The organism is Novosphingobium mississippiense (assembly GCF_044029535.1).
Taxonomy (GTDB): Bacteria; Pseudomonadota; Alphaproteobacteria; order Sphingomonadales; family Sphingomonadaceae; genus Novosphingobium.
In genome coordinates, this window is record NZ_CP147003.1 from 1,520,655 (window position 1) to 1,540,732 (window position 20,078).

Here is a 20,078-nt window from a genome sequence, read left to right on the forward strand (position 1 = left end):
TGTCTCCCGGCGATCTCGAACTCCCTACCGATCCGGCTGAACTGCGCGCGATTTTCGAAGCGATGCAAGCGCGCCTGGCTGCCTCGGAACAGGCGCTCGAAGCCGAGCGGGCCGCCCATGATGAGACCCGCGAACAGCTTGAGACGGCCCACAACTCGATCAAGCTGACCGCACTGCAGATCGAGAAGCTCAAGGTCCAGCTTGCCCGTCTTCGGCGCATGAAGTTCGGCCAGTCCTCTGAACGGCTTGCCTCGCAGGCCGATCAGCTCGAACTGACGCTGGAGGATCTGGAAGCCGAACAGGCCCATACCGAGTGCGTGATCGAGGGCAATGTGCCCGAGGATGCGCCGGGCAAGGCTCCGGCCCGCAAGCCGCGCCGCGCGCCACTGCCAGAACACCTGCCCCGCGATGAGGTGGTCCACGCCGCCCCCGATGCCGGTGATTGCTCCGTCTGCGGCGGCACGATGGGCAAGCTCGGCGAGGACGTGACCGAAGTGCTGGAGTATGTCCCCGGCCGTTTCCGCGTCGTGCGCCATGTCCGCCCCAAGCTTTCCTGCAATCGCTGCGATGCGATCAGTCAGGCGCCAGCTCCCGCACTTCCCGTGCCGCGCGGCCGTGCTGGCCCCGGCCTGCTCGCCCATGTCGTCGTCTCCAAGTTCGCCGACCACCTGCCGCTCTACCGCCAGTCACAGATATATGCCCGAGAGGGCTTGGAGATCAGCCGTTCGACCATGGCCGACTGGCTGGGCCAGGTAAGCTGGCTGTTGCAGCCGCTGGTTGACCGGATCGCCGATCACGTCATGGCCAGCCCCAAGCTCCATGCCGACGACACGCCCGTTCCGGTCCTGGCGCCGGGCACCGGCAAAACGCAGACCGGACGATTATGGGTCTATCTGCGCGACAACCGGCGATGGAGCCCGCTCGACAAACCGGCGGCGCTGTTTCACTATAGTCCCGATCGCAAGGGCGAGCGCCCGCGCGAGCACCTCGCGACCTTCGCAGGATTCCTGCAGGCCGACGCCTATGCCGGTTTCGAGAAGCTCTACGCACCCGATCGCAAGCCGAGGGCGATTACGCCTGTCGCCTGCTGGGCGCATGCCCGGCGCAAGCTGAACGATGTCTACAAGGCGGATCCGAACTCGGCCGCGTTCCAAGGCCTGCAGATGATCGCCGAGCTTTACAACGTCGAGCGGCAGATCGTGCGTGAACCAGCGGATTTCCGCCGCAAGGCTCGCAAGCTCTCGAAGCTCAAGGCACTGGATTTCTTCGTCTGGGCCGACGAGGTGCTGTCCAGGGCTTCAGCCCGGTCACCGCTGGCCGAGGCGCTGCGCTATGCCGTGAAGCTGAAGTCGCAACTGCTTGCCTATACCGAGGACGGAAGGCTGGAGATCGACAACAATCCGGCGGAGAATGCCCTGAGGAGCATAGCCATAGGCCGCAAAAATTGGTTGTTCGCTGGAGCCGACTGCGGCGGGGAGCGCGCCGCCGCCATGTATTCGCTGCTGGAGACGGCCAAGCTCAACGGCGTCAATCCGCAGGAATGGCTTGCCGACGTGCTTGACCGCATCGGCAAGGGCCATCCCATCAACCGGATCGATGAACTGTTGCCTTGGGCGTGGAAGGCAACGGATCGAGTCACTTGAGATGAGGCCGCCAATTATCCGGTGACGGACCTAATGGTGGTTCATGGTCTGATCGTTGCCGCATGCAATTTCCAGCATCGTTACGCCGTCTCCAGTTTGAGTAACTGGCGTCCAATCTTGACCTGATGGGACAAGTTTGGGGTCGTGCAAATCCGTCACGATATAGGTGTCGACGAGCATCATCCGCCTAGCGCAATCGAAGTGTTCGCGTCGCTTTATAACGGGTTCCATCCTCAACTCGGTGTCGACGGATGCAACGTCGCCATGCCGCTGCGTTGAGGAGAGATCGATAAAGCGCGGCCCCTGATCTGTTTCAGACAGACGACGCCAGCGCGCCACCGATCCTAACGACGTGGTCAGGCACTCATAGTCCTCCGCGAGCAAGCCAGATCGGCCAGGAATCAGCTTATACTCGTTATTGCATCGCGCACCGGCAACATTCTCGGCATCAGAACGCGCGTCCCACTCAACAAATCTTTTCGCGTAGCGATCGGCGGGATGGCTGCATCCGCTGATCGCCATAAGCATCAACAATAAAATCGCAGGCCGCATTTCCACTGCTTGCCTCCGATCCAATCAACAGCGCAACGAAAATCGTGGCTCCGGGATGACCTCTCAGCAACTCCCCACACTGAACGCCCGTTGTCTTCCGGAACGAAACCCAAAAGCATGTTCCATTCGCGGAGACCGGACGCTTACTGGTGGTCGGAAGGAAACCCTCGCCATCCTCTCTCCTTCGCCCAGTTACGAGCTCTACCGCCCCGCTTTTCCACAAAGATCGCTTTGGCTAGATCAGCCGGAGCTCACTTCACGCCCTCTTTGATATAGTCCACCCCGCCGCCGACAAGGTGCTGGGTCGATTTATCGATCGCGAAATCTATCACACCAATCCCAACGTTCATGTGAAGCATGTCGTCCTGCAAGGTCGCCGGGAAACTGTCGTCCTTGTAGCCGATAAAATCCCAATTGTGGCGCCGAACGATGAACGCATCTCCGTTGCGTTCGATCGTCATCGTGCTCTTCTTGTTTTTGGTATTGGCCCACGTACCCAGAAACTGACTGCCGTTCTGACCGCATCCGGCCAGAAGCATGGCGCAAGCTACAGTCAATCGAAACATCTTTTTCATCGCCAAACCTTCACCAGGTCGGACCCCGCCAAAAATAAAGCCCAAACCGAACGTCGCGACGCAATTTGATCGAATTACAACAAAAAGGTCAATTGAATATCTAGGCACTTCCGGAGATCTTTCTTCGGCAGCCGCCCAACCATATTCCAGCTATATTCGCGACCATTCGATTTCAGGCAAAGCCGAACACGCACATCAAGAAATGCCGGGTCCACCGCGCCCTCTCCCAATCGTCCAGTTGACGCCGTCGCCCCGCATCAAACCTGAAACCTTCTTGCCCACCTGCTTTTCCAGCGAAGATCGCCAGGGAACCAAGGTAAAATCCCGACTACGTTCGATCACGGCGTGACGGCCGCTCACGAGATCAACGGAGCGACGAACGATGCCCTCGATCCGCTCCCCTTGCCGCGCCTCACGATAGGGTCGGGAAAACTCGCTTTCGAGGTCGCTGGCAACGCGCAGCAACTCCCTCCGTCGCAGCGCATCGAGCATGCCATCGGCAAACACCGTGCGGCCGCCCTGTTCTGTTGCCAGGCCCTGAGCGAACAGCCACTGCCTCCGCAGCCTCCGAGCCTCGCCCAGTTCCTGCCCGAAGCCAGTCGCACGCGCAGGCTCCGTGTGATCCGAAACGAGATCGCGATCGATCCAGGTTGCGGCTTCCATTGTGGTGAGCGTGGTCAAAGGCTCTGACGCCAGGACTTCGATGCCGACAGGACGGTCGCGGAGGCGGCCCTGTTGCCACGTGGCAACGCGCTGCAAATAGTCCGGAGAAATGGTCCAGCGCCCGGACGGTTCTCGCGCAACGAGCCCGCTCTCGCGGCGCATCGCCTCAAGGCGCCGGACATGGGTTTCAGCATAAGCCTGCGTTGCGCCGGGGTCTTGGCGGAGGTGCAGGTCGATTTCGTAGGATCCGCCGTTCGCGGCGGCAACGGCGGCGATCGTGCGATCGACGTCGCGAACCTGCGCCCGAAGGGGTTCGATCCTGACGATCGATCCTGGTGCCGAACCCTCGCCCGCCGCACCGCCAAGTCCGCCATAGTCGGCCTTCCCGATGGCGACATAGTGGCTCCTCCCGTCCGCACCGTCGACGATTAGAAAATGGCGGTCATCGTGTTCGTCGGCGAGACCTCGCGACAATACCCGGCCGACCAACGGTCGCGCACCCTTGGCTCCAGGGTCATAGACGATCTGATCGATGGCTGCGCGCTCGACCTTCAGCCGGGAAAATTCGCGCTGCATGGTCCGAACGATGTCACCGCGCTCCCCCATTGCACGCAGGTCCGCTTCCAGGCTTTCCGCCAACCGGTACCGGTCGCCACCGAGATGCTCGGCCAGACCCATTCGGGTGAGCTTCGCGAGCCGCCCTGCCCGTGCCGTTTGTTCCAGCGGATCGGCGGCGCGGGACACAAGCTCGCGATCGACACCGGCCTGCGCGATCAGGGCGCGGTCGATCGAGGTAAGGCGCTCCATGTCGATTTCGGAACAGAGGGTGTCGGCTATCTCACGATCGGATCGCGGTCCAAGGTCGAGTTCGATGAGGTCCGCCGCACGCTCGCGGATGCCGCTGGTCAGATAGTCGCGGGCAATCACCAGATCCTTGCCCTGGGCGTCCTTGCCCCGGACCACGATATGCGTGTGCGGATGGGCCGTGTTGAAATGATCGACTGCCACCCAGTCGAGCGGCGTCCCAAGATCCTCTTCCATCTGCGCCATCAGGCGCCGGGTCAGCGGCTTGAGATCCTCGTAGCGGTCGCCGTCCTCGGGCGAGACGATGAAGCGGAACTGGTGACGATCGCTCGTGCCGTTCTCCAGGAAAGCCTTCCCGTCCACCGCATCAAGATCGCGCCCATAAAGCGTTCCGCGCTCGCCGTCCCGGGTGGTGCCGTCGCGCTGGAGATATCGAAGGTGCGCCGCCGCCCTCGCTGCGCCTTTTCCAGCCAGCTTGACGATGCTCGTCTTGACCACGACCCGGCGGCGATGCCCACCGCCCAAACCGCCCCTGCTGGCAAGCATTCGGCCGATGCCGGCGCCCCGCCCGGACCTGGCGCCTGTGAAGCCCGATTTACGCCCACTGCGGCGCGGCCCGCCGCGCGCGAGATTAGCTGCAGCGAGAACCCTGCCAAGATAGCGCCTTTGCCCTTTGCCGCCACGCGCATTCTGGCGGCCAAGTCTCGGCTGAAAATCATCGTCGTCGGCCATGAAAGATCGTCCGAACAAAGGTTGCGGACCGAGCATGCGGCTTTCCTGCATCTGTGAAAACCGGTGCCGCCCAAACCCGCTTAAACCCGCCGCATCGCTCGCTCACGGCACTGTCCGCGCCCGCACAGTGCCATCCGATCTCCCAAAAAACGATGTGCAGACAATCAGTTATGGCGCGGCAGTGCCATAGCTTTATCTTGCCTTACGCGCCCCTAACCTCTCAGCCGCATATCCCGCCCTCCCCTGCTCCCTCCGCCTCACCCGCACCGACGCCCAGCCCCGCTTGCCTGGTGAGCACAAAAAAGCCGGGGTGCGAGGCAACGAAGTGCACCCACATCCCGGCTGGAAACCGACCTCCCTCTCATCGCAATGCGGCATAGGCTTCGCGTGCTTCGCCTTCGCTCGCGCATGCCCGCCGCGCCATCAATCCGTGCGCCCGGCCATCGCCGTCGACGATGCTAACCGCCGCGTACCAAGCCCCATCCAGGCACCCCACGATCGCAACCCTGTCGAGTTCGAACCACTCGCCATCCGGTCCCTTGCAATCGCAAACCGATCCGCAATCACCATCGCACATCAACGTGCCAAGCCAACGCTCGCACACCCGTGCGTCCCACACGAAATCGCTCTCCTCTGCCTCCATGAACCGTGCTGCCAGCGCCGCGCCCGCTCCATGTCCAAACTCGATCTCGAGCCCTGCCACCAGCTTTTCCATGACCCGCTGCGCCGCAACGCCGATGCTTACCTGAGCAACCATAACAGCCTCCTTCGCTAGAGCGTCCCCGACCTTCGAGGACCCTTGTCGCCCGACGGTCGGCGCGGTGGCTGTCAGGGCCGCGCCGGCTTGTCGGTGCGCCGCGAAGCGGCGGCGGAGGAGCCGATTTTGCCCCAGGAAAACAAACAAACTCGCGCGCGTAGCGCGCTCTATTTCTGCGGCAAAATTGGAGGTGCCGCCGGCCTTTACAGCCGCCGCAGAGGCCGTCACGCTCGGCAGATCCGAGGAGGGCTGTCTACCTCTCGTCCTCGCTCGACACCCGCAGTCAGGTGCCGCTTCTCTCCCGCGGCGATGCTGCGAGCGCGTTTGTCAGCGGGCCGGTCCGGCCCCGAGAATGCGGACAGCGAAAAGCGGGTCGATCTCGGCCGCCCCGCCAGACTGGGATGGCGCGTGGCGGTCCGATGCTACGTCAGGTGAGGTCCCGGCATTTGCCGAGGACCTCACGATGAAGATCGACTGCCGGATGGGGCCTGAAGGCGAGGATGGCGCGAGGATCGTTTGCGCACCCTCGGTGCTATCCCGGCGCAAAAATCCGTTGTCGCCGCCAGTGACCGAGGCCAGATAGGCCTGCGTCTCGGCCGGAAGTGGACGTCCGTTCGCAAGCGATGCTGCATAGCGCGCTGGCCCCGCATTATAGGCGGCGAAGAGGCCCGGATATCCGAAGCGATCGTACATGTCCCGGAGATAGGCCGTCCCCGCCAGGATGTTGTCTCGCGGCGCGTGCGGATCGCTCCCGAGACCGAGCCGCCGCCGCAGCTCGGCCCAGGTATCCGGCATCAGCTGCATGAGCCCCATTGCACCGGCGCGCGAGATGATAGGCCTGCCGTCCAGCGTTGTATGCCCCCGGCTTTCAGCGCGCATCACCCGCTCGATCCAGATCGCGGGGATCCCGAAGCGGGCGGATGCATCCCCGATCTCCGCGCGCCAATGGGAGACGGCGTCGGCTTCTTTCGCCTGCGTGGATGAAGAGAATACCGGGCCCATCAATAGCGCCGGGAGCACCAGCATCGCTGTAGGCAACCGAACCCATCGTTTGGGCCGTAAAGCCGACGATGTGGGCCTTGCATAAGCCCTGTACGCACGCATCAGGGCAGCCACAGCGGACGCGCCTTGCCGAGGATATCGCGCTCTCGGGTGGCGCCGAAGTAGCGGCCATCGAAGCTGTCCGGCCGCAGCGTCATCAACAGAAAGTAGGCTCCCTGCCGCAGCCGAATGCACCCTTCCCAGCGCGGCAACGGACGGCCCGAAGGATCGGAGCCAAGCCGGCGCGCAATGGCTTGCCCGTTCGCCGTCACCATGTCGCCATGGGCGCAAACGGTGTCCCCGGCCGCACCAGCCACGCGCTTCACGAGCGGCACGCCGGCAGGCAGATAATGGCGATGCGCTGCCAGCGTGCGCGCCGACTCGGGCGGCCAGGCGACGACCATATCGCCGCGAACAAGCGGAGCGCCGGGCGTCACGAGGTAGAGACCAATCGGCGCGCTGGCGCTGTGGTTCCACATCAGGCGGGGGACCGGTGGAAAGGCCAGCGTGGCGGTGAGCGCTGCGATCCCGGCGCCGATCAGAGCCGCTCGCCGACGAAGCAGACGGCGGCGCGCGCGGGCGCTGCGAAGTGCCTCGCCCCAGGCGAAGAGCGGCAGATTGCGGGCGTCAGTCATGCGCGCCTCCCACTGTGTCGGAGAGCGACCATGCCTCGAGGTCGTCGATGTGATAGCGCCAGTCCCGTCCATGTCTGCGGCACTTGGGCCCGGTGCCCTTCCGCCGCATTGCCGCCAGCGTGACGACGGCCAGGCCGAGGAAGAAGGCAGCCTCCTTGGTGGTCAGAAACGGACAGGTCTCCCGGGCTTCGCGGGCGCGTATCTCGACGTTGGATTTCGTCCTCGTGGACGACATTCTTGGCCGCAGATTTTGAGGTCTTCCATGGCCCGCGGCGCACGCCTTGCGATCGCGACTATCCATCATGATTTCGCTCCCTTCGGGCGTCCCGGATGAGCCGCCTGGAGGAGTGATGACGGCCATGGACACGATGCGGCAGGGGCGAAAATCGACCTGTGCGATTTCGCCCCCCCCTGGCCGGTGCCTGCAATCACCAGGCGAACTGCGTCAGCGCACCCGCGCCGATCCAACCCGCCGTCATGCTTTGAAAGCCTTCCCAAATGGTGCCCGAAACGTAACCGACCGCCTCGGTACGAAGCGCCGATGGGGCCCCGCATCCATCAGGATGCGGGGCCGGATGCGAGGGCGGAACGGGCACTCAGTCGGCGGGATTCCAGATGATCGCGAACGCGTCTTCGTCGTCCTGACCGGCCGCGCGCCCGAGGTTGGCGTAAAGCCGCCGGGGTCCGAATTCCGGAGCGGCGAGGCTGAGCGAAACGTAGTCGTTCCCCGAGCTTTCGCTGCGCCGCAGCCAGCCGGCTCCCACCTCGACGCCGCCTGAGGAAACCCGATAGTCCGGCTGGGCGTCGCTGGTCTTTCGCGTGTTGGGCATGATCTCGATATCCGCGCGGATCGAGAGGGTGCGAAGCTGGCCCTTGAAGCTGCGGCCGTCGCGGGTGACATATCCGATTGCGGGCATTTTTCATCTCCTGCCAAAGTCCGCCCGAACCATTTCCGGGCGATGGGCAGACCTGGAGGGACGGGCTCAGCGATCTTTCCGAACCGTCAGGCCGACGCGCAGCAGAGGACCGGAGCGGGCCGACCTATTTGAAGCGCAGCGGCCGCGAGGAGCCCGCCTTGGCGGGCGGGGAAATAGTTCGGATCCGCGATGGTTTCGGGAATGTCGCGCCTGTCCCAGGTCGATGCCCCGGGACCCGGATTTGGTCGGGCACGATGCGCCTGCGAGATGACTTCCCGCTCGGCGGTCCACCCTGAGTGACGGCAGGTTCAGGCAGATCGCGGACGATGCAGATGAACGCCCGATTTCGGGAGCTTACACGCCGAACCCGAGGCCGGCGACGCCCATCCGGCTTCGCTCCCGACGCTGGCTTTGTGTTGCGGGACAAGGCAGACTGGACCGGCGCCAGTCGGTGCCGGGAGAGACGCCATGGACGAAGATGCCGTGTTCGCGTTCGGGAGTGCGATCGCCGCGATTGCGGGGCTACTTGAGGACAAGGGTGTGTGTACCGCCACCGAGATTTCGCAGTCGCTGGGCCGGGCCGCCATGGTGCATCTCAAGGCCGGCGAAGAGTACAAGACCCGCGCGCATTATCTGAGGGCCTGGGCGGTTTCCGTGCAGGCGGCGGTCGACGGCAGGGACTCTCCGAAACGCCATTAGGCGGGGCAATGGCGCTTTCGCGAGCCACGTACCGCGCGCGCTGCGAAACTATCGGAGAGCGCGGAAGCCGGTTCCAGCAAGTACAGTTGAGGTGCGCCGGGTCGGATCGTTAGGGCGGGCCGCGACGCTGATCGAAAGGCGATCTCCCGCTATGAAATCGATCATTCTTGAGGTTCGGCGATGCCGGTTCGGCAGTCTCCGTCCCCGAAGACGGCAGAGTTTTCCGGGACGGTCTGCGCTCTACCGGATCGTCCGCCCATTGTAGCACGAATATTTGCAAATGCCGGCCCCGTGTGGCGCTGAGCGGAGACCTTGGCCTTGCCTGCCGCCCATCCGTGAAACAGGCAGGTGCAAGGTTACTTCAGCCGGGTAACCGGGCGCATCTCACCGCACAGGCTGCATATATCCTTTATCCTCTCGAAGCCGTTCGAACCGACAAGTTCGCGGACTGCCTGCTCCGCGTTCTCGGATGGAGGAAGCCCCAGCGTCTGCGCGATACAATCGTCGCAGACCGGCTCGGGCGAAAGGCGGGTGACCAGCTTTTCGATAACGTGAAGTTCGGTCATGGTCCTGCCCTTTATGATCGCCGGTCCGGCGCCCGGATTTGGATAAACCGTGCCGCCGCGAATGGCTCCGGGCAATGAACATTTGGTATAGGCGGCGGGGCCGCGCCTTTCAGGGCGCGGCCCCGCCGCAAAAATTTCGAACCCTCGCAAGGGGATCGGGCGGAGGCGGTAAATCCGCCTCCGCCCGATTATTTCACGCAGCTTCCCGGTCGTCGCCAGTCCCGACTTCGCAGCCTTCCTCGGCAACGAAATCGTCGTCCGGCGATTCCGCTTCGGCCCCTTCCCCTTCACCGTAGTCCTCGTCGGGCTCCGGCGCGCGCATGGCGCGCACATGCGCCTCAACGGTGCCCACACCGCCCCGCGCCGTATAGGCGGAAGGCGGGAAGGTCATCCAGCGCGGCACCCAGCCCTCGCGCTTTTCCCGACCGCCGTTTCCGGCCAGATGATCGCGGACGATCCCCTTGAGCGTCTTGCCCTTTTGCCCGGCATTGGCCTCGGCCACGACATCACCGGCGATTTCACGAACCATTGCCAGAAGCACCTCGCGGTCGCGCAACGTCTCGAGAAAAGCGGCGTCCGCTTCCCACCAATCGGCCATGGAAACTCCCATCTCGACACCGAGCGTCTCCACCGCCGGACTGCCAGCGGCCAGCGCCTCTCCCATGACGATGGTCAAAACTTCCATGACAACGCCATCGGGAAGTTCGACGAGGCGGGCGAACAGCCTGCACAATTCCCTCCCGGAACCACGCATACCATAGCCGGTTCCACCGATCACCGTGGGTTCGTCGTCGGGCAGGTTCAGCAGCGCCAGAACCGCGCGCCGCCGCTCGTCGAACACAGCCTCGGCGAGGCAATTCTCGACGCTTTCCTTGACGGCATCGTTCCTGACGCTCTGTGGCTCGGGCACAATGCGCCAGAGCGGAGACCCGGCAATCGCATGGGCGACCATCATGCGCAGCGCGAGGCCGGAATGCCCGATAAGCGCCGCGCGCACGGCGGCATGGCGGTGCAAGTCCACATAGGTGCCGGTAATGGCCGTTGCTTCCGGTCGCACGGGTTTCTGCCCTGCTCCCGCGGCCTCGCTGCGGGCCAGTTTGGCCGCTTCCTTGCGCGAGAGGTAGCCTTCATGGATCACGACTTCACCGTTCGCGCGCACATCGAGATAGACGCGGCCGCCCTTGCGCTTGGGGGTCTTCTCGTATTCCCACGAGTGGAAGTTGGCCTCGGGTCCGATCACGACTGCATCAACCCAGCCCTGCTCCAGATATTGCCGAGACCGCGCCTCGATGGCGGCATTCTGGAGCGGCCAGAATGTCTTGCCGCAGGCAAAATAGGCCTCGCTGCCGAATAGGTCCGATACCGTGGAAAGGCCACTGTCTTCGACCGGGAACAGCGCGTGGCTTACGGCGATCGATTGACCGCCGAACAGCCATGCCTTTAGCTGATATCCGCAGGGAGCATAGGAATTGGGGTCGTCGCGCAGCGCGAGCCAATCACGCTGCTGGCTTTTGGAGGCGAGGGTCAATTGCCGGACGGTCGCAACGTCGATTTCCTCGCGGCGATAGAGATCGCGGATGCGCGGCAGCAGATTACCGAGCGCCAGTACGCGCCTGACTGCAAGGTCCGGCAACCCGAACGTAATCGCGATTTCCTCGACCTTGCGGCCTTCGCGGATCAGGCGGGTGAAGCATTCCCACTGCGTCATTTCGTCGGGATCGAGCCGGGCGATGTTCTCGATCAGCGATGCCTCGATCGCATCGGCGTCGTCGCCCTCATCGAGAATGGCGCAGGGAAGCATCATCGCCTCGGCCTCGTCGGCGCCATCGTCCGGTCGCGCCCCCTCCCCATTCTCGGCATTTGCTCGGGTATCGTCGGCAACGATCCGCGCGGCATGGAAGCGGCGCGCGCCCGCAACGATCTCGTAGTGCCCTGGCTGGCAGTTCGGCCGGACGAGAATCGGCTGGATTACGCCGCGCGCCCGGACGGTCGGAAGAATGTCGGACACGTCGGGGGCCTTACGGGCGTAACGCATATTGGATTTGCTGACGGCAAGGTTGCCCAAGGCAATGAATTCGAGTTTCATGGAAAGCACTCCTGATTGTGAGTGCCGGTCCACCGAGTTCGTGATGGGATAAGGTGGACCGGCTTAGGTTGAGGCGCCCGAGCGGGATTGCACCGACCGCCTGCGTCATCGGCCCCTCAGCGGGGCAGAAGTCTGATTGCGCCGGGATCCTCGCGGGTAAGGCGGCTCAGGAGGTCGGCGGCGTCGGGTATGGACCCTGCGAGGCGCGCCGCCTCGGCCCAGATCGACAAACGATGCCGGGTGGCAAATCCGAGGTCGCGAGCGATCCGGATGCCGAGCGGAAGGCGGATGGCCTCGATCTCGCGAAGCGAGAAGATGCCGAGTTCCGGAGTTCCGAAGCCGAGATCGGCAAGCCCGTAGAGCGTGTCGTCGTCGGCATAGAGTTCGGTCGCAAGCCAGACCGCGCGGCCCATCGGATTGAACAGGCGGACCAGCGGCAGCGGATCGAACTTGGGATTCTTGATGCTATGCTCGAAGTTGGCGCTCAGCATCGCGCGGGTCGATTGGGAAATGATCGTCATGCCCCGGCCCTCCCCTCATCTGCAGGCACGACATCGGTGCGGCGCGCGCATGCTGGCGCACCGGTTCGCGCAGCCCCGATTTCCTCAGCGAGATCGGCCGCCACTTCGGCTTCGGCGGCGGCATGGCGCGCGAGCAGCCAGTCCGCTGCCTTGCTCGCCATGCTGGCGGCCCGGAAGATTGCGCGATTGTCTTCGCGCAGGACTTCAAGCCACGCCCCCAAATAGTCGGCGTGGCGCACCGTCGGCACGATCCCGAGCGCCGCGCAAAGGAACGCCGAACCCAATTCCGCAATCAATTCCTCGCGTGCGTAGTCTTTCGAACCGAATGCGCCGGTCAGGTTCCGATTGAGCCGCGAACTATGGCCGACGCCGTGCGTCAATTCGTGCAGCGCCGTCCGATAGAAGTTCACCTGATCGTGGAAGGTCTGCTGCGGGGGTACCTGCACGAAGTCCCGCCCCGGCGAATAGAACGCCTTGTCGCCGCCTATACGAAAATCGATCCCGCTTGCGGCGATGACCGCCTCACCCACCGGAACGATCTCGCGTTCGGGCAAGGCGACGGTCGGGGGAATGAGATCATCCGGCAATCCATCGCACTGCGCCACATTGAAAACGGTGAAGCGCTTGAGGAAGGCAACGGACTTGGCCTCGTCACCACTCGCCCGCGCGCGTTCCTTTTCGGCTTCGGGCGTAAAGCGATCGGCATAGACGACCTGCGTCCCCTGCTCGCCCTTGCGCACATTCCCGCCCGCCGCGAGCGCCTGCCGAAAGGTCAGCCAGCCGGGGCGCTCCCAGCCGTGGGCAAGCGCCGATGCCCAGAGCAGGAGAATGTTGATGCCCGAGTATGTCCGCAAGGTCAGCGCATTGCGCGGCAGGCAGGGCACCCCGCCGCCGCCGGGATTGCCCCCGCAAGCTGCACTGCACCACGGCTGCACCCAAGGGAAACGCCCCTCCTCCAGTTCTGCCACGATCCGCGCGGTGACCTCGTCGTAAAGCGAGGATCGGGATTTTGCCTCACTTTCCTGCCCAGACTCCCGATCACGGGAACGGTTGACAGCAGAGTTACCCCCAAGCTTGTCCCGGCAGTTATGAACCGGCTTGTCCACATCGCCGGGCCGCCCGCGCTCCGATGTCCCCAGCCGCTTTGGCCGGGGACGACCGGTTGCACTGCCTTGGCCTGAACCGGTTTCACTGAGAACCCGAACTTGCGACCTCGCACATTGCGAGGCCTTGCGATTGCTGCGCATGTCTCACCTCCAAGCCTGCCCAAAAACCACCATGGCCTCCCCGGAAAAGACGGGGGTGGGCGGCCCGGACGACCGACAAGGCCCGCGTCCAGGTGGCGCCTGCACCCGCAGCCGGGGCCCCGATCCGCAGGATCGGGGTGGCAAGGGCCGTAACGCAGTGGAGGAGCCGGCGAGGAACGAGCGGCTTGCAGGGGCCGGCGGCGGGCCTAGACGGGCGTCAAGCCCACCCCCGGCTTTGCCCGGGAGAGGCTCACAAATGGCGCCGCTCGCGGGCGAAGCACGTGAGCGTCCACATGAGGGCGAGCATGCTCGCCCTCATCCGCGCCAGCGATCCTGACCGGCAGGCCGAGACCCGGGACGGGGCTCGGTGCCTGCGCGCGGGGCTTAAGGGCGCTCAGCCCGCCCGGGTGCGGCATGGAGCGCGGTCGCGCCGGCGGGCGCGAGGCGCCCGAGCAGTTTCTGCGGCGCAACGGCAAGCTTAGGTCACACGCCGGGACACTCTTCCGGCGCCCAATCTGATATCCGTAATCTGTGTTCGTCCCGCCGAACAAGCTGGAGCGAACGCAGCAAAAGCTGTGAAGCATGCGAGAAGAACTATTTCAGCAGTCCCGCCATTATCAACCCCAAAGACAGCATCTGAAGTAATCTTGCAAACGATTGGCGTAAATTTGACGAACCCCGACTTTTTCACAATCTTGTGGAGCCGTGACCCAAAATAGAACACAGTGAAGTTCAATAAGAACCACGCCTTAAAATCCGACAATTCGCTTTCTACCTGTCCCTGCAACGTGCGACGAAGCGAGGCAAGGCGATGACTGCGAAACGAACGAAAGCTCCACCTGAATCTACGCCTACGATTTCAATCCGGCTCCTCCGCGAGGATTGGACGGTCGACGAGGTAATTCGTAATCCCAAGAAACTGAAGGAACAGGCAGCAAAATACGGCAGGCTGTTCCATGAACAGACTGTCGGCACCGCGCCTGGCTGGCTGGGCTTCGTCAACGCATTCGTCGACGGAGACCCACTCCAGCTACAGAACCAGAGCTGTTCGGCGGTGCTGTTCCTCGAGGTTCCCGTGGGCAAGGAAGCCAAACGTACATTCGCCCTCGCCTTCGGGGCGGCCCACCTTTCGCTTCAGGCCAATGCCTTTGAACGCAACTTTGGACTTAAAGTCGCGCTTAATTCGATTGCCCGGGCCAATCTCAAGAATATCGACGTCGCCACGCTGGACGCCACCTCGTTCCAGAAGCGCTTCCAGGCCAGCCGCAAATCCGACCTCGGCGGATTCGGTATCGATGTTGAGCGCGATCTTTTCCGCCTGGCAGGCGGCGTCCCCACCGACAGCGACTTCGCCAGCTCCCTCGCGGGCCGCGATGCACTTACGCTCAACTCGCGAGTTCTCCCTGCTACAATTGCCGACAAGTGCAAGAAGGCGCTCGAACTCTTCGAGGCGCAAGACTATAAGAAGGACTATGCCTTCATCGACTACGTCACTCCCGTGCGGGAAACCGATGTCGTCGAGGTCTTGGACAATCTCGTCTATGCCGAGATCGAGGGGCTGCTGGACGGACAACCGTCCGATCTGCACTTCACCCTCCCGGAGATCATCGATCCTGAACGTGCCCACGAAATCGGATACTTTGGCGTGGGCTTTCGCTCCGGGACGAAGACCGGATACAGCGAAATGACGATCGAAGACTATGTTGCCGAACTTGCTGGAGGCCGGCCAAGCGAAATCACCAGCATCGAGGACATCAAGGCAAATCATGAAATCCGGGTCGTCGTCGACGGGCAAGGGCAGAAATCGCACAAGCGCAAAGTTTACGACTGCATGGTCTTCGAGACCGTGCACAATGGCACGACCTACGTTCTGTTTGCCGGAGACTGGTACTGTGTAGAGAGCAATTTCTACAAGGGCGTCGAGGCCGACTTCCGCAAGCTCGTAAGCGCAACGCCAATCGTAGCTAAAACGACGGCGATCAATGAGCGCGAACTGATCACCGAACTTGATAAGAAGCCCGATCTGCTGATGCTCGATCAAGTAAAGGTGTCGCCCGCGGGTGCGGGCCGTGCCAATCTCGAACCCTGCGATTTTCTGTCACGCGACAAGGCCTTCATCCACTTGAAGGATGGGCATGCGTCGGATCTTATCAGCCACTTGTGGAGCCAAGGTGTGGTCTCGGCGGAATCGTTCGTCCGCGACCCGACGTTCCGCGGCGAGATGCGCACGAAGGCACTGAAAAGACAGAAGGCAACGGGCAAGTTCGGCTTCGAGGCCGTAATTCCCGACGGACGACAGAAGAAGCCGGTGACAGCCGAGTATCGAATCGTCTACGGGATTATGCGCCACCCGTATAAGCGATCGAAAAAGGTCGATCTGCCCTTCTTCAGCAAAGTCAGCCTGAGGGCTGCGGCAAATAGGCTCGAACTCATGGGCTTCACCGTCGAGGTTCACCTCATCGAGAAAACGTAAGCAACCAGCTCGATCATTACACGGGGGGCCGGCAGTCTCACCGCGCCACCGGAACCTGATCGATCCGTGTGGTCCAGGAGGGGCTTTTCAAGGCACGCTTGGTATCATAGGCCTTCACGCCCATCCCTTCGGAACCCAGCCGCAAGGTCTGGCGCCCGAACCTTGTATTGATCTCGTCGAGCGCGGCCAGCAGCTTCGGCGACCGGGGATCGGGCGCGGCAAACATGTCGAGCTGCCCCTGCGCCTCCTGCTCCAGTCCCTCGAGCATCACACCGCACTTGGTGTAGACTGCGCCAACCTCGAACATGGCCTCGGCCATCCTGCCGGCCATGCCGGCAATGACGCGCGGATCGTTGCTGGCAGGCGAAAGCCGCCCGACGCGCGAGGCCGAAGGCGCGTTCGGCTTGAAGCGACTGCCATGTGCGAAGGCAATCAGGCGGCTCGCCTGCAACCGCTGGTTACGGATTTTCTCGGCCGCGCGTACGGCGCGCCGCACCATGGCTTCACGCAGCGCCTCGACGTCCCGAACCGGTTCGCCAAAGTTGCGCGTGACCGCCGTGGACTTTAGCGCAGCCGGCTCCGGCTCGAAATCGCTGCATTCGATGCCGTTGAGTTCGCGCACCAGCCGCTCGAGCACGACCGTTCCCACGTCGCGCGCCACTTTTGCGGGAAGTGCAGCAAGCTCGCCAGTCGTCCGGACGCCGAGCGGCCGCAGTCGCTTCGCCAATGCAGGTCCGATGCCCCAGACTTCCTCGATCGGCCAGGCCGCCAAGAGCCGGCGCCGCAGGCCTTCGTCATGCAGATCGACGACCCCGCCCCATACCTTTTCGGACGCCTTGGCGAGGGCGTTTGCCACTTTGCTGAGTGTGCGGGTCGGCCCGAGGCCAATGCGGGTGGGGAGGCCTACCGAGCGCTTGACGGCCGCGCGGACACGGTGCGCCATTTCGACGTCGCCGAGGCCGCTCGGCAATACCGGCAGACGAAAGAAGGATTCGTCGATCGAGTAGATTTCGACCGTATCGGTGAACTCGGCAATCACCGCATTGAAACGCCGGTTCATGTCCGCGTAGAGCTCGTAGGACGAGGAACGGCACTGGATGCCGTGCCTCGCCACCGCATCGCGGATCTGGAACATGGGCGCGCCCATGCGAATATGGAGCGCCTTGGCTTCAGCCGAGCGCGCGATGGCGCAGCCGTCCCCGTTCGAGAGCACGATGAGCGGCACACCGCGCAGCGAAGGATCGAAGACGCGCTCAGCGCTGCAGTAGAAGTTCTCGATGTCGAGGATGGCCCAGGTCATGGGCTAAGCCTGAAGGTTGCGCACGCTCGCGCGCACGACGCCCCAGACTTCCACGGTCTCGTCCGCCACGACCGGCTCGTAGTGCATGCGGCTATTGCGCGCCTCGAGCATCGGGACACCGTGGCGAAAGCAGAGTTGGCGAACGACAAAACCGCCATCGACCACGGCAATGACGATGCGCCCGTTCACGGGCTTGGCATCCCTGTCGACCACAACGACATCGGAATCGAACAACCCCGCATCGACCATGGACTGCCCGCTCACCCGGAATACGAAGCTGGCAGCGCGATCGAGCCGGAGCAGCTCTACGAGATTGATCGCGGATTCTTCCCAGTCCTGGGCCGGCGAGGGAAAGCCGGCGCCGGCTGCGCCTATAACGCGAAGGCACCACTCACGCGGCAGTTCGCCGAGCGGCAGAGGAATCGAAGGGGGCAAGGCAAAGCCGGAAGACATGCCGTCCCAATAACGCGATTCGGAACATATTGGGAACATAAGAAAACGACGACGGAGCAATTTCGACGGGTAAACGTAAGCGTCCGGTCTCCGCGAATGGAACATGCTTTTGGGTTTCGTTCCGGAAGACAACGGGCGTTCAGTGTGGGGAGTTGCTGAGAGGTCATCCCGGAGCCACGATTTTCGTTGCGCTGTTGATTGGATCGGAGGCAAGCAGTGGAAATGCGGCCTGCGATTTTATTGTTGATGCTTATGGCGATCAGCGGATGCAGCCATCCCGCCGATCGCTACGCGAAAAGATTTGTTGAGTGGGACGCGCGTTCTGATGCCGAGAATGTTGCCGGTGCGCGATGCAATAACGAGTATAAGCTGATTCCTGGCCGATCTGGCTTGCTCGCGGAGGACTATGAGTGCCTGACCACGTCGTTAGGATCGGTGGCGCGCTGGCGTCGTCTGTCTGAAACAGATCAGGGGCCGCGCTTTATCGATCTCTCCTCAACGCAGCGGCATGGCGACGTTGCATCCGTCGACACCGAGTTGAGGATGGAACCCGTTATAAAGCGACGCGAACACTTCGATTGCGCTAGGCGGATGATGCTCGTCGACACCTATATCGTGACGGATTTGCACGACCCCAAACTTGTCCCATCAGGTCAAGATTGGACGCCAGTTACTCAAACTGGAGACGGCGTAACGATGCTGGAAATTGCATGCGGCAACGATCAGACCATGAACCACCATTAGGTCCGTCACCGGATAATTGGCGGCCTCATCTCAAGTGACTCGATCCGTTGCCTTCCACGCCCAAGGCAACAGTTCATCGATCCGGTTGATGGGATGGCCCTTGCCGATGCGGTCAAGCACGTCGGCAAGCCATTCCTGCGGATTGACGCCGTTGAGCTTGGCCGTCTCCAGCAGCGAATACATGGCGGCGGCGCGCTCCCCGCCGCAGTCGGCTCCAGCGAACAACCAATTTTTGCGGCCTATGGCTATGCTCCTCAGGGCATTCTCCGCCGGATTGTTGTCGATCTCCAGCCTTCCGTCCTCGGTATAGGCAAGCAGTTGCGACTTCAGCTTCACGGCATAGCGCAGCGCCTCGGCCAGCGGTGACCGGGCTGAAGCCCTGGACAGCACCTCGTCGGCCCAGACGAAGAAATCCAGTGCCTTGAGCTTCGAGAGCTTGCGAGCCTTGCGGCGGAAATCCGCTGGTTCACGCACGATCTGCCGCTCGACGTTGTAAAGCTCGGCGATCATCTGCAGGCCTTGGAACGCGGCCGAGTTCGGATCCGCCTTGTAGACATCGTTCAGCTTGCGCCGGGCATGCGCCCAGCAGGCGACAGGCGTAATCGCCCTCGGCTTGCGATCGGGTGCGTAGAGCTTCTCGAAACCGGCATAGGCGTCGGCCTGCAGGAATCCTGCGAAGGTCGCGAGGTGCTCGCGCGGGCGCTCGCCCTTGCGATCGGGACTATAGTGAAACAGCGCCGCCGGTTTGTCGAGCGGGCTCCATCGCCGGTTGTCGCGCAGATAGACCCATAATCGTCCGGTCTGCGTTTTGCCGGTGCCCGGCGCCAGGACCGGAACGGGCGTGTCGTCGGCATGGAGCTTGGGGCTGGCCATGACGTGATCGGCGATCCGGTCAACCAGCGGCTGCAACAGCCAGCTTACCTGGCCCAGCCAGTCGGCCATGGTCGAACGGCTGATCTCCAAGCCCTCTCGGGCATATATCTGTGACTGGCGGTAGAGCGGCAGGTGGTCGGCGAACTTGGAGACGACGACATGGGCGAGCAGGCCGGGGCCAGCACGGCCGCGCGGCACGGGAAGTGCGGGAGCTGGCGCCTGACTGATCGCATCGCAGCGATTGCAGGAAAGCTTGGGGCGGACATGGCGCACGACGCGGAAACGGCCGGGGACATACTCCAGCACTTCGGTCACGTCCTCGCCGAGCTTGCCCATCGTGCCGCCGCAGACGGAGCAATCACCGGCATCGGGGGCGGCGTGGACCACCTCATCGCGGGGCAGGTGTTCTGGCAGTGGCGCGCGGCGCGGCTTGCGGGCCGGAGCCTTGCCCGGCGCATCCTCGGGCACATTGCCCTCGATCACGCACTCGGTATGGGCCTGTTCGGCTTCCAGATCCTCCAGCGTCAGTTCGAGCTGATCGGCCTGCGAGGCAAGCCGTTCAGAGGACTGGCCGAACTTCATGCGCCGAAGACGGGCAAGCTGGACCTTGAGCTTCTCGATCTGCAGTGCGGTCAGCTTGATCGAGTTGTGGGCCGTCTCAAGCTGTTCGCGGGTCTCATCATGGGCGGCCCGCTCGGCTTCGAGCGCCTGTTCCGAGGCAGCCAGGCGCGCTTGCATCGCTTCGAAAATCGCGCGCAGTTCAGCCGGATCGGTAGGGAGTTCGAGATCGCCGGGAG

19 protein-coding genes are annotated in these 20,078 nt (G+C 63.1%); 4 read left to right on the top strand and 15 right to left on the bottom strand.

Annotation, left to right across the window (positions count from 1 at the left end; translation table 11 throughout):
* Window positions 1-62 precede the first annotated feature (62 nt).
* Window positions 63-1,643, top strand: a complete 1,581-nt coding sequence (tnpC, locus tag WBP06_RS25145; protein ID WP_395337545.1) for an IS66 family transposase — start codon at window positions 63-65, stop codon at window positions 1,641-1,643.
* 30 nt (window positions 1,644-1,673) lie between these two features.
* On the opposite strand, the gene WBP06_RS25150 is transcribed toward tnpC (WBP06_RS25145), so the two are convergent.
* The 8 genes from WBP06_RS25150 to WBP06_RS25185 all read right to left on the bottom strand — a co-directional run bounded on the left by WBP06_RS25150 (window position 1,674) and on the right by WBP06_RS25185 (window position 8,319).
* Window positions 1,674-2,201 carry a hypothetical protein gene (locus WBP06_RS25150; RefSeq protein WP_395335106.1) on the bottom strand — a complete coding sequence of 176 codons (528 nt, stop codon included), beginning with the start codon at window positions 2,199-2,201 and terminating at the stop codon, window positions 1,674-1,676.
* A 245-nt stretch (window positions 2,202-2,446) separates the two neighbouring features.
* Window positions 2,447-2,770 carry a lipoprotein gene (locus WBP06_RS25155; RefSeq protein WP_395335108.1) on the bottom strand — a complete coding sequence of 108 codons (324 nt, stop codon included), beginning with the start codon at window positions 2,768-2,770 and terminating at the stop codon, window positions 2,447-2,449.
* 195 nt (window positions 2,771-2,965) lie between these two features.
* Window positions 2,966-4,969: a relaxase/mobilization nuclease RlxS gene (rlxS, locus tag WBP06_RS25160; protein ID WP_395335110.1), complete on the bottom strand. Its 2,004-nt coding sequence runs from the start codon at window positions 4,967-4,969 to the stop codon at window positions 2,966-2,968.
* Between the two features lie 361 nt (window positions 4,970-5,330).
* Window positions 5,331-5,954 (bottom strand): hypothetical protein, encoded by a 624-nt coding sequence (locus WBP06_RS25165; RefSeq protein WP_395335112.1) that lies wholly within the window; start codon window positions 5,952-5,954, stop codon window positions 5,331-5,333.
* Between the two features lie 99 nt (window positions 5,955-6,053).
* Entirely contained in the window at window positions 6,054-6,728 is a 675-nt protein-coding gene (locus tag WBP06_RS25170; RefSeq protein WP_395337581.1) for a lytic transglycosylase domain-containing protein, read from the bottom strand.
* Between the two features lie 101 nt (window positions 6,729-6,829).
* Complete coding sequence (locus tag WBP06_RS25175) at window positions 6,830-7,402, bottom strand: S26 family signal peptidase (protein WP_395335114.1); 573 nt, start codon at window positions 7,400-7,402, stop codon at window positions 6,830-6,832.
* A complete protein-coding gene (locus tag WBP06_RS25180; protein ID WP_395335116.1) occupies window positions 7,395-7,706 on the bottom strand; it encodes a helix-turn-helix domain-containing protein in 312 nt (103 codons plus the stop codon). The genes WBP06_RS25175 and WBP06_RS25180 overlap by 8 nt, the downstream gene beginning before the upstream one ends.
* Window positions 7,707-7,998: 292 nt before the next feature.
* Complete coding sequence (locus tag WBP06_RS25185; RefSeq protein WP_395335118.1) at window positions 7,999-8,319, bottom strand: DUF736 domain-containing protein; 321 nt, start codon at window positions 8,317-8,319, stop codon at window positions 7,999-8,001.
* A gap of 468 nt (window positions 8,320-8,787) precedes the next feature.
* Here WBP06_RS25185 and WBP06_RS25190 point away from each other — a divergent pair, with 468 nt between their 5' ends.
* Window positions 8,788-9,018, top strand: a complete 231-nt coding sequence (locus tag WBP06_RS25190) for a hypothetical protein (protein ID WP_395335121.1) — start codon at window positions 8,788-8,790, stop codon at window positions 9,016-9,018.
* Between the two features lie 356 nt (window positions 9,019-9,374).
* On the opposite strand, the gene WBP06_RS25195 is transcribed toward WBP06_RS25190, so the two are convergent.
* The 4 genes from WBP06_RS25195 to WBP06_RS25210 form a co-directional block, all read right to left on the bottom strand.
* Window positions 9,375-9,584 (bottom strand): hypothetical protein, encoded by a 210-nt coding sequence (locus WBP06_RS25195; protein ID WP_395335123.1) that lies wholly within the window; start codon window positions 9,582-9,584, stop codon window positions 9,375-9,377.
* 193 nt (window positions 9,585-9,777) lie between these two features.
* Complete coding sequence (locus WBP06_RS25200) at window positions 9,778-11,670, bottom strand: ParB/RepB/Spo0J family partition protein (RefSeq protein WP_395335125.1); 1,893 nt, start codon at window positions 11,668-11,670, stop codon at window positions 9,778-9,780.
* Window positions 11,671-11,786: 116 nt separating this feature from the next.
* Window positions 11,787-12,191 carry a DUF2958 domain-containing protein gene (locus WBP06_RS25205; RefSeq protein ID WP_395335128.1) on the bottom strand — a complete coding sequence of 135 codons (405 nt, stop codon included), beginning with the start codon at window positions 12,189-12,191 and terminating at the stop codon, window positions 11,787-11,789.
* Complete coding sequence (locus WBP06_RS25210) at window positions 12,188-13,297, bottom strand: ArdC family protein (RefSeq protein WP_395335130.1); 1,110 nt, start codon at window positions 13,295-13,297, stop codon at window positions 12,188-12,190. Before WBP06_RS25210 ends, WBP06_RS25205 begins: the two co-directional genes overlap by 4 nt.
* Before the next feature lie 952 nt (window positions 13,298-14,249).
* Between WBP06_RS25210 and WBP06_RS25215 the strand changes: the two genes are divergently transcribed.
* On the top strand, window positions 14,250-15,911 hold the full coding sequence (locus WBP06_RS25215) for a DUF6119 family protein (protein WP_395335132.1): 1,662 nt from the start codon (window positions 14,250-14,252) through the stop codon (window positions 15,909-15,911).
* 37 nt (window positions 15,912-15,948) lie between these two features.
* On the opposite strand, the gene WBP06_RS25220 is transcribed toward WBP06_RS25215, so the two are convergent.
* Together WBP06_RS25220 and WBP06_RS25225 are read right to left on the bottom strand one after the other, a co-directional pair.
* Window positions 15,949-17,211 carry a Y-family DNA polymerase gene (locus WBP06_RS25220; RefSeq protein ID WP_395335134.1) on the bottom strand — a complete coding sequence of 421 codons (1,263 nt, stop codon included), beginning with the start codon at window positions 17,209-17,211 and terminating at the stop codon, window positions 15,949-15,951.
* A 3-nt stretch (window positions 17,212-17,214) separates the two neighbouring features.
* Entirely contained in the window at window positions 17,215-17,664 is a 450-nt protein-coding gene (locus tag WBP06_RS25225) for a LexA family protein (RefSeq protein ID WP_395335136.1), read from the bottom strand.
* A gap of 216 nt (window positions 17,665-17,880) precedes the next feature.
* Between WBP06_RS25225 and WBP06_RS25230 the strand changes: the two genes are divergently transcribed.
* Entirely contained in the window at window positions 17,881-18,408 is a 528-nt protein-coding gene (locus WBP06_RS25230) for a hypothetical protein (RefSeq protein ID WP_395335106.1), read from the top strand.
* Between the two features lie 30 nt (window positions 18,409-18,438).
* Here the strand turns inward: WBP06_RS25230 and tnpC (WBP06_RS25235) are convergent, their stop codons facing one another.
* Window positions 18,439-20,019: an IS66 family transposase gene (gene tnpC / locus WBP06_RS25235; RefSeq protein ID WP_395337545.1), complete on the bottom strand. Its 1,581-nt coding sequence runs from the start codon at window positions 20,017-20,019 to the stop codon at window positions 18,439-18,441.
* Between the last annotated feature and the right edge of the window lie 59 nt (window positions 20,020-20,078).

Excerpts from the sequence above, each read along its gene's own strand:
- tnpC (WP_395337545.1), top strand. The coding sequence starts at position 63 with ATGCAAGCGCGCCTGGCTGCCTCGGAACAGGCGCTCGAAGCCGAGCGG.
- WBP06_RS25155 (WP_395335108.1), bottom strand. The coding sequence starts at position 2,770 with ATGAAAAAGATGTTTCGATTGACTGTAGCTTGCGCCATGCTTCTGGCC.
- rlxS (WP_395335110.1), bottom strand. The coding sequence starts at position 4,969 with ATGGCCGACGACGATGATTTTCAGCCGAGACTTGGCCGCCAGAATGCG.
- WBP06_RS25170 (WP_395337581.1), bottom strand. The coding sequence starts at position 6,728 with ATGGGCCCGGTATTCTCTTCATCCACGCAGGCGAAAGAAGCCGACGCC.
- WBP06_RS25175 (WP_395335114.1), bottom strand. The coding sequence starts at position 7,402 with ATGACTGACGCCCGCAATCTGCCGCTCTTCGCCTGGGGCGAGGCACTT.
- WBP06_RS25180 (WP_395335116.1), bottom strand. The coding sequence starts at position 7,706 with ATGATGGATAGTCGCGATCGCAAGGCGTGCGCCGCGGGCCATGGAAGA.
- WBP06_RS25185 (WP_395335118.1), bottom strand. The coding sequence starts at position 8,319 with ATGCCCGCAATCGGATATGTCACCCGCGACGGCCGCAGCTTCAAGGGC.
- WBP06_RS25190 (WP_395335121.1), top strand. The coding sequence starts at position 8,788 with ATGGACGAAGATGCCGTGTTCGCGTTCGGGAGTGCGATCGCCGCGATT.
- WBP06_RS25195 (WP_395335123.1), bottom strand. The coding sequence starts at position 9,584 with ATGACCGAACTTCACGTTATCGAAAAGCTGGTCACCCGCCTTTCGCCC.
- WBP06_RS25200 (WP_395335125.1), bottom strand. The coding sequence starts at position 11,670 with ATGAAACTCGAATTCATTGCCTTGGGCAACCTTGCCGTCAGCAAATCC.
- WBP06_RS25205 (WP_395335128.1), bottom strand. The coding sequence starts at position 12,191 with ATGACGATCATTTCCCAATCGACCCGCGCGATGCTGAGCGCCAACTTC.
- WBP06_RS25215 (WP_395335132.1), top strand. The coding sequence starts at position 14,250 with ATGACTGCGAAACGAACGAAAGCTCCACCTGAATCTACGCCTACGATT.
- WBP06_RS25220 (WP_395335134.1), bottom strand. The coding sequence starts at position 17,211 with ATGACCTGGGCCATCCTCGACATCGAGAACTTCTACTGCAGCGCTGAG.
- WBP06_RS25225 (WP_395335136.1), bottom strand. The coding sequence starts at position 17,664 with ATGTCTTCCGGCTTTGCCTTGCCCCCTTCGATTCCTCTGCCGCTCGGC.
- tnpC (WP_395337545.1), bottom strand. The coding sequence starts at position 20,019 with ATGCAAGCGCGCCTGGCTGCCTCGGAACAGGCGCTCGAAGCCGAGCGG.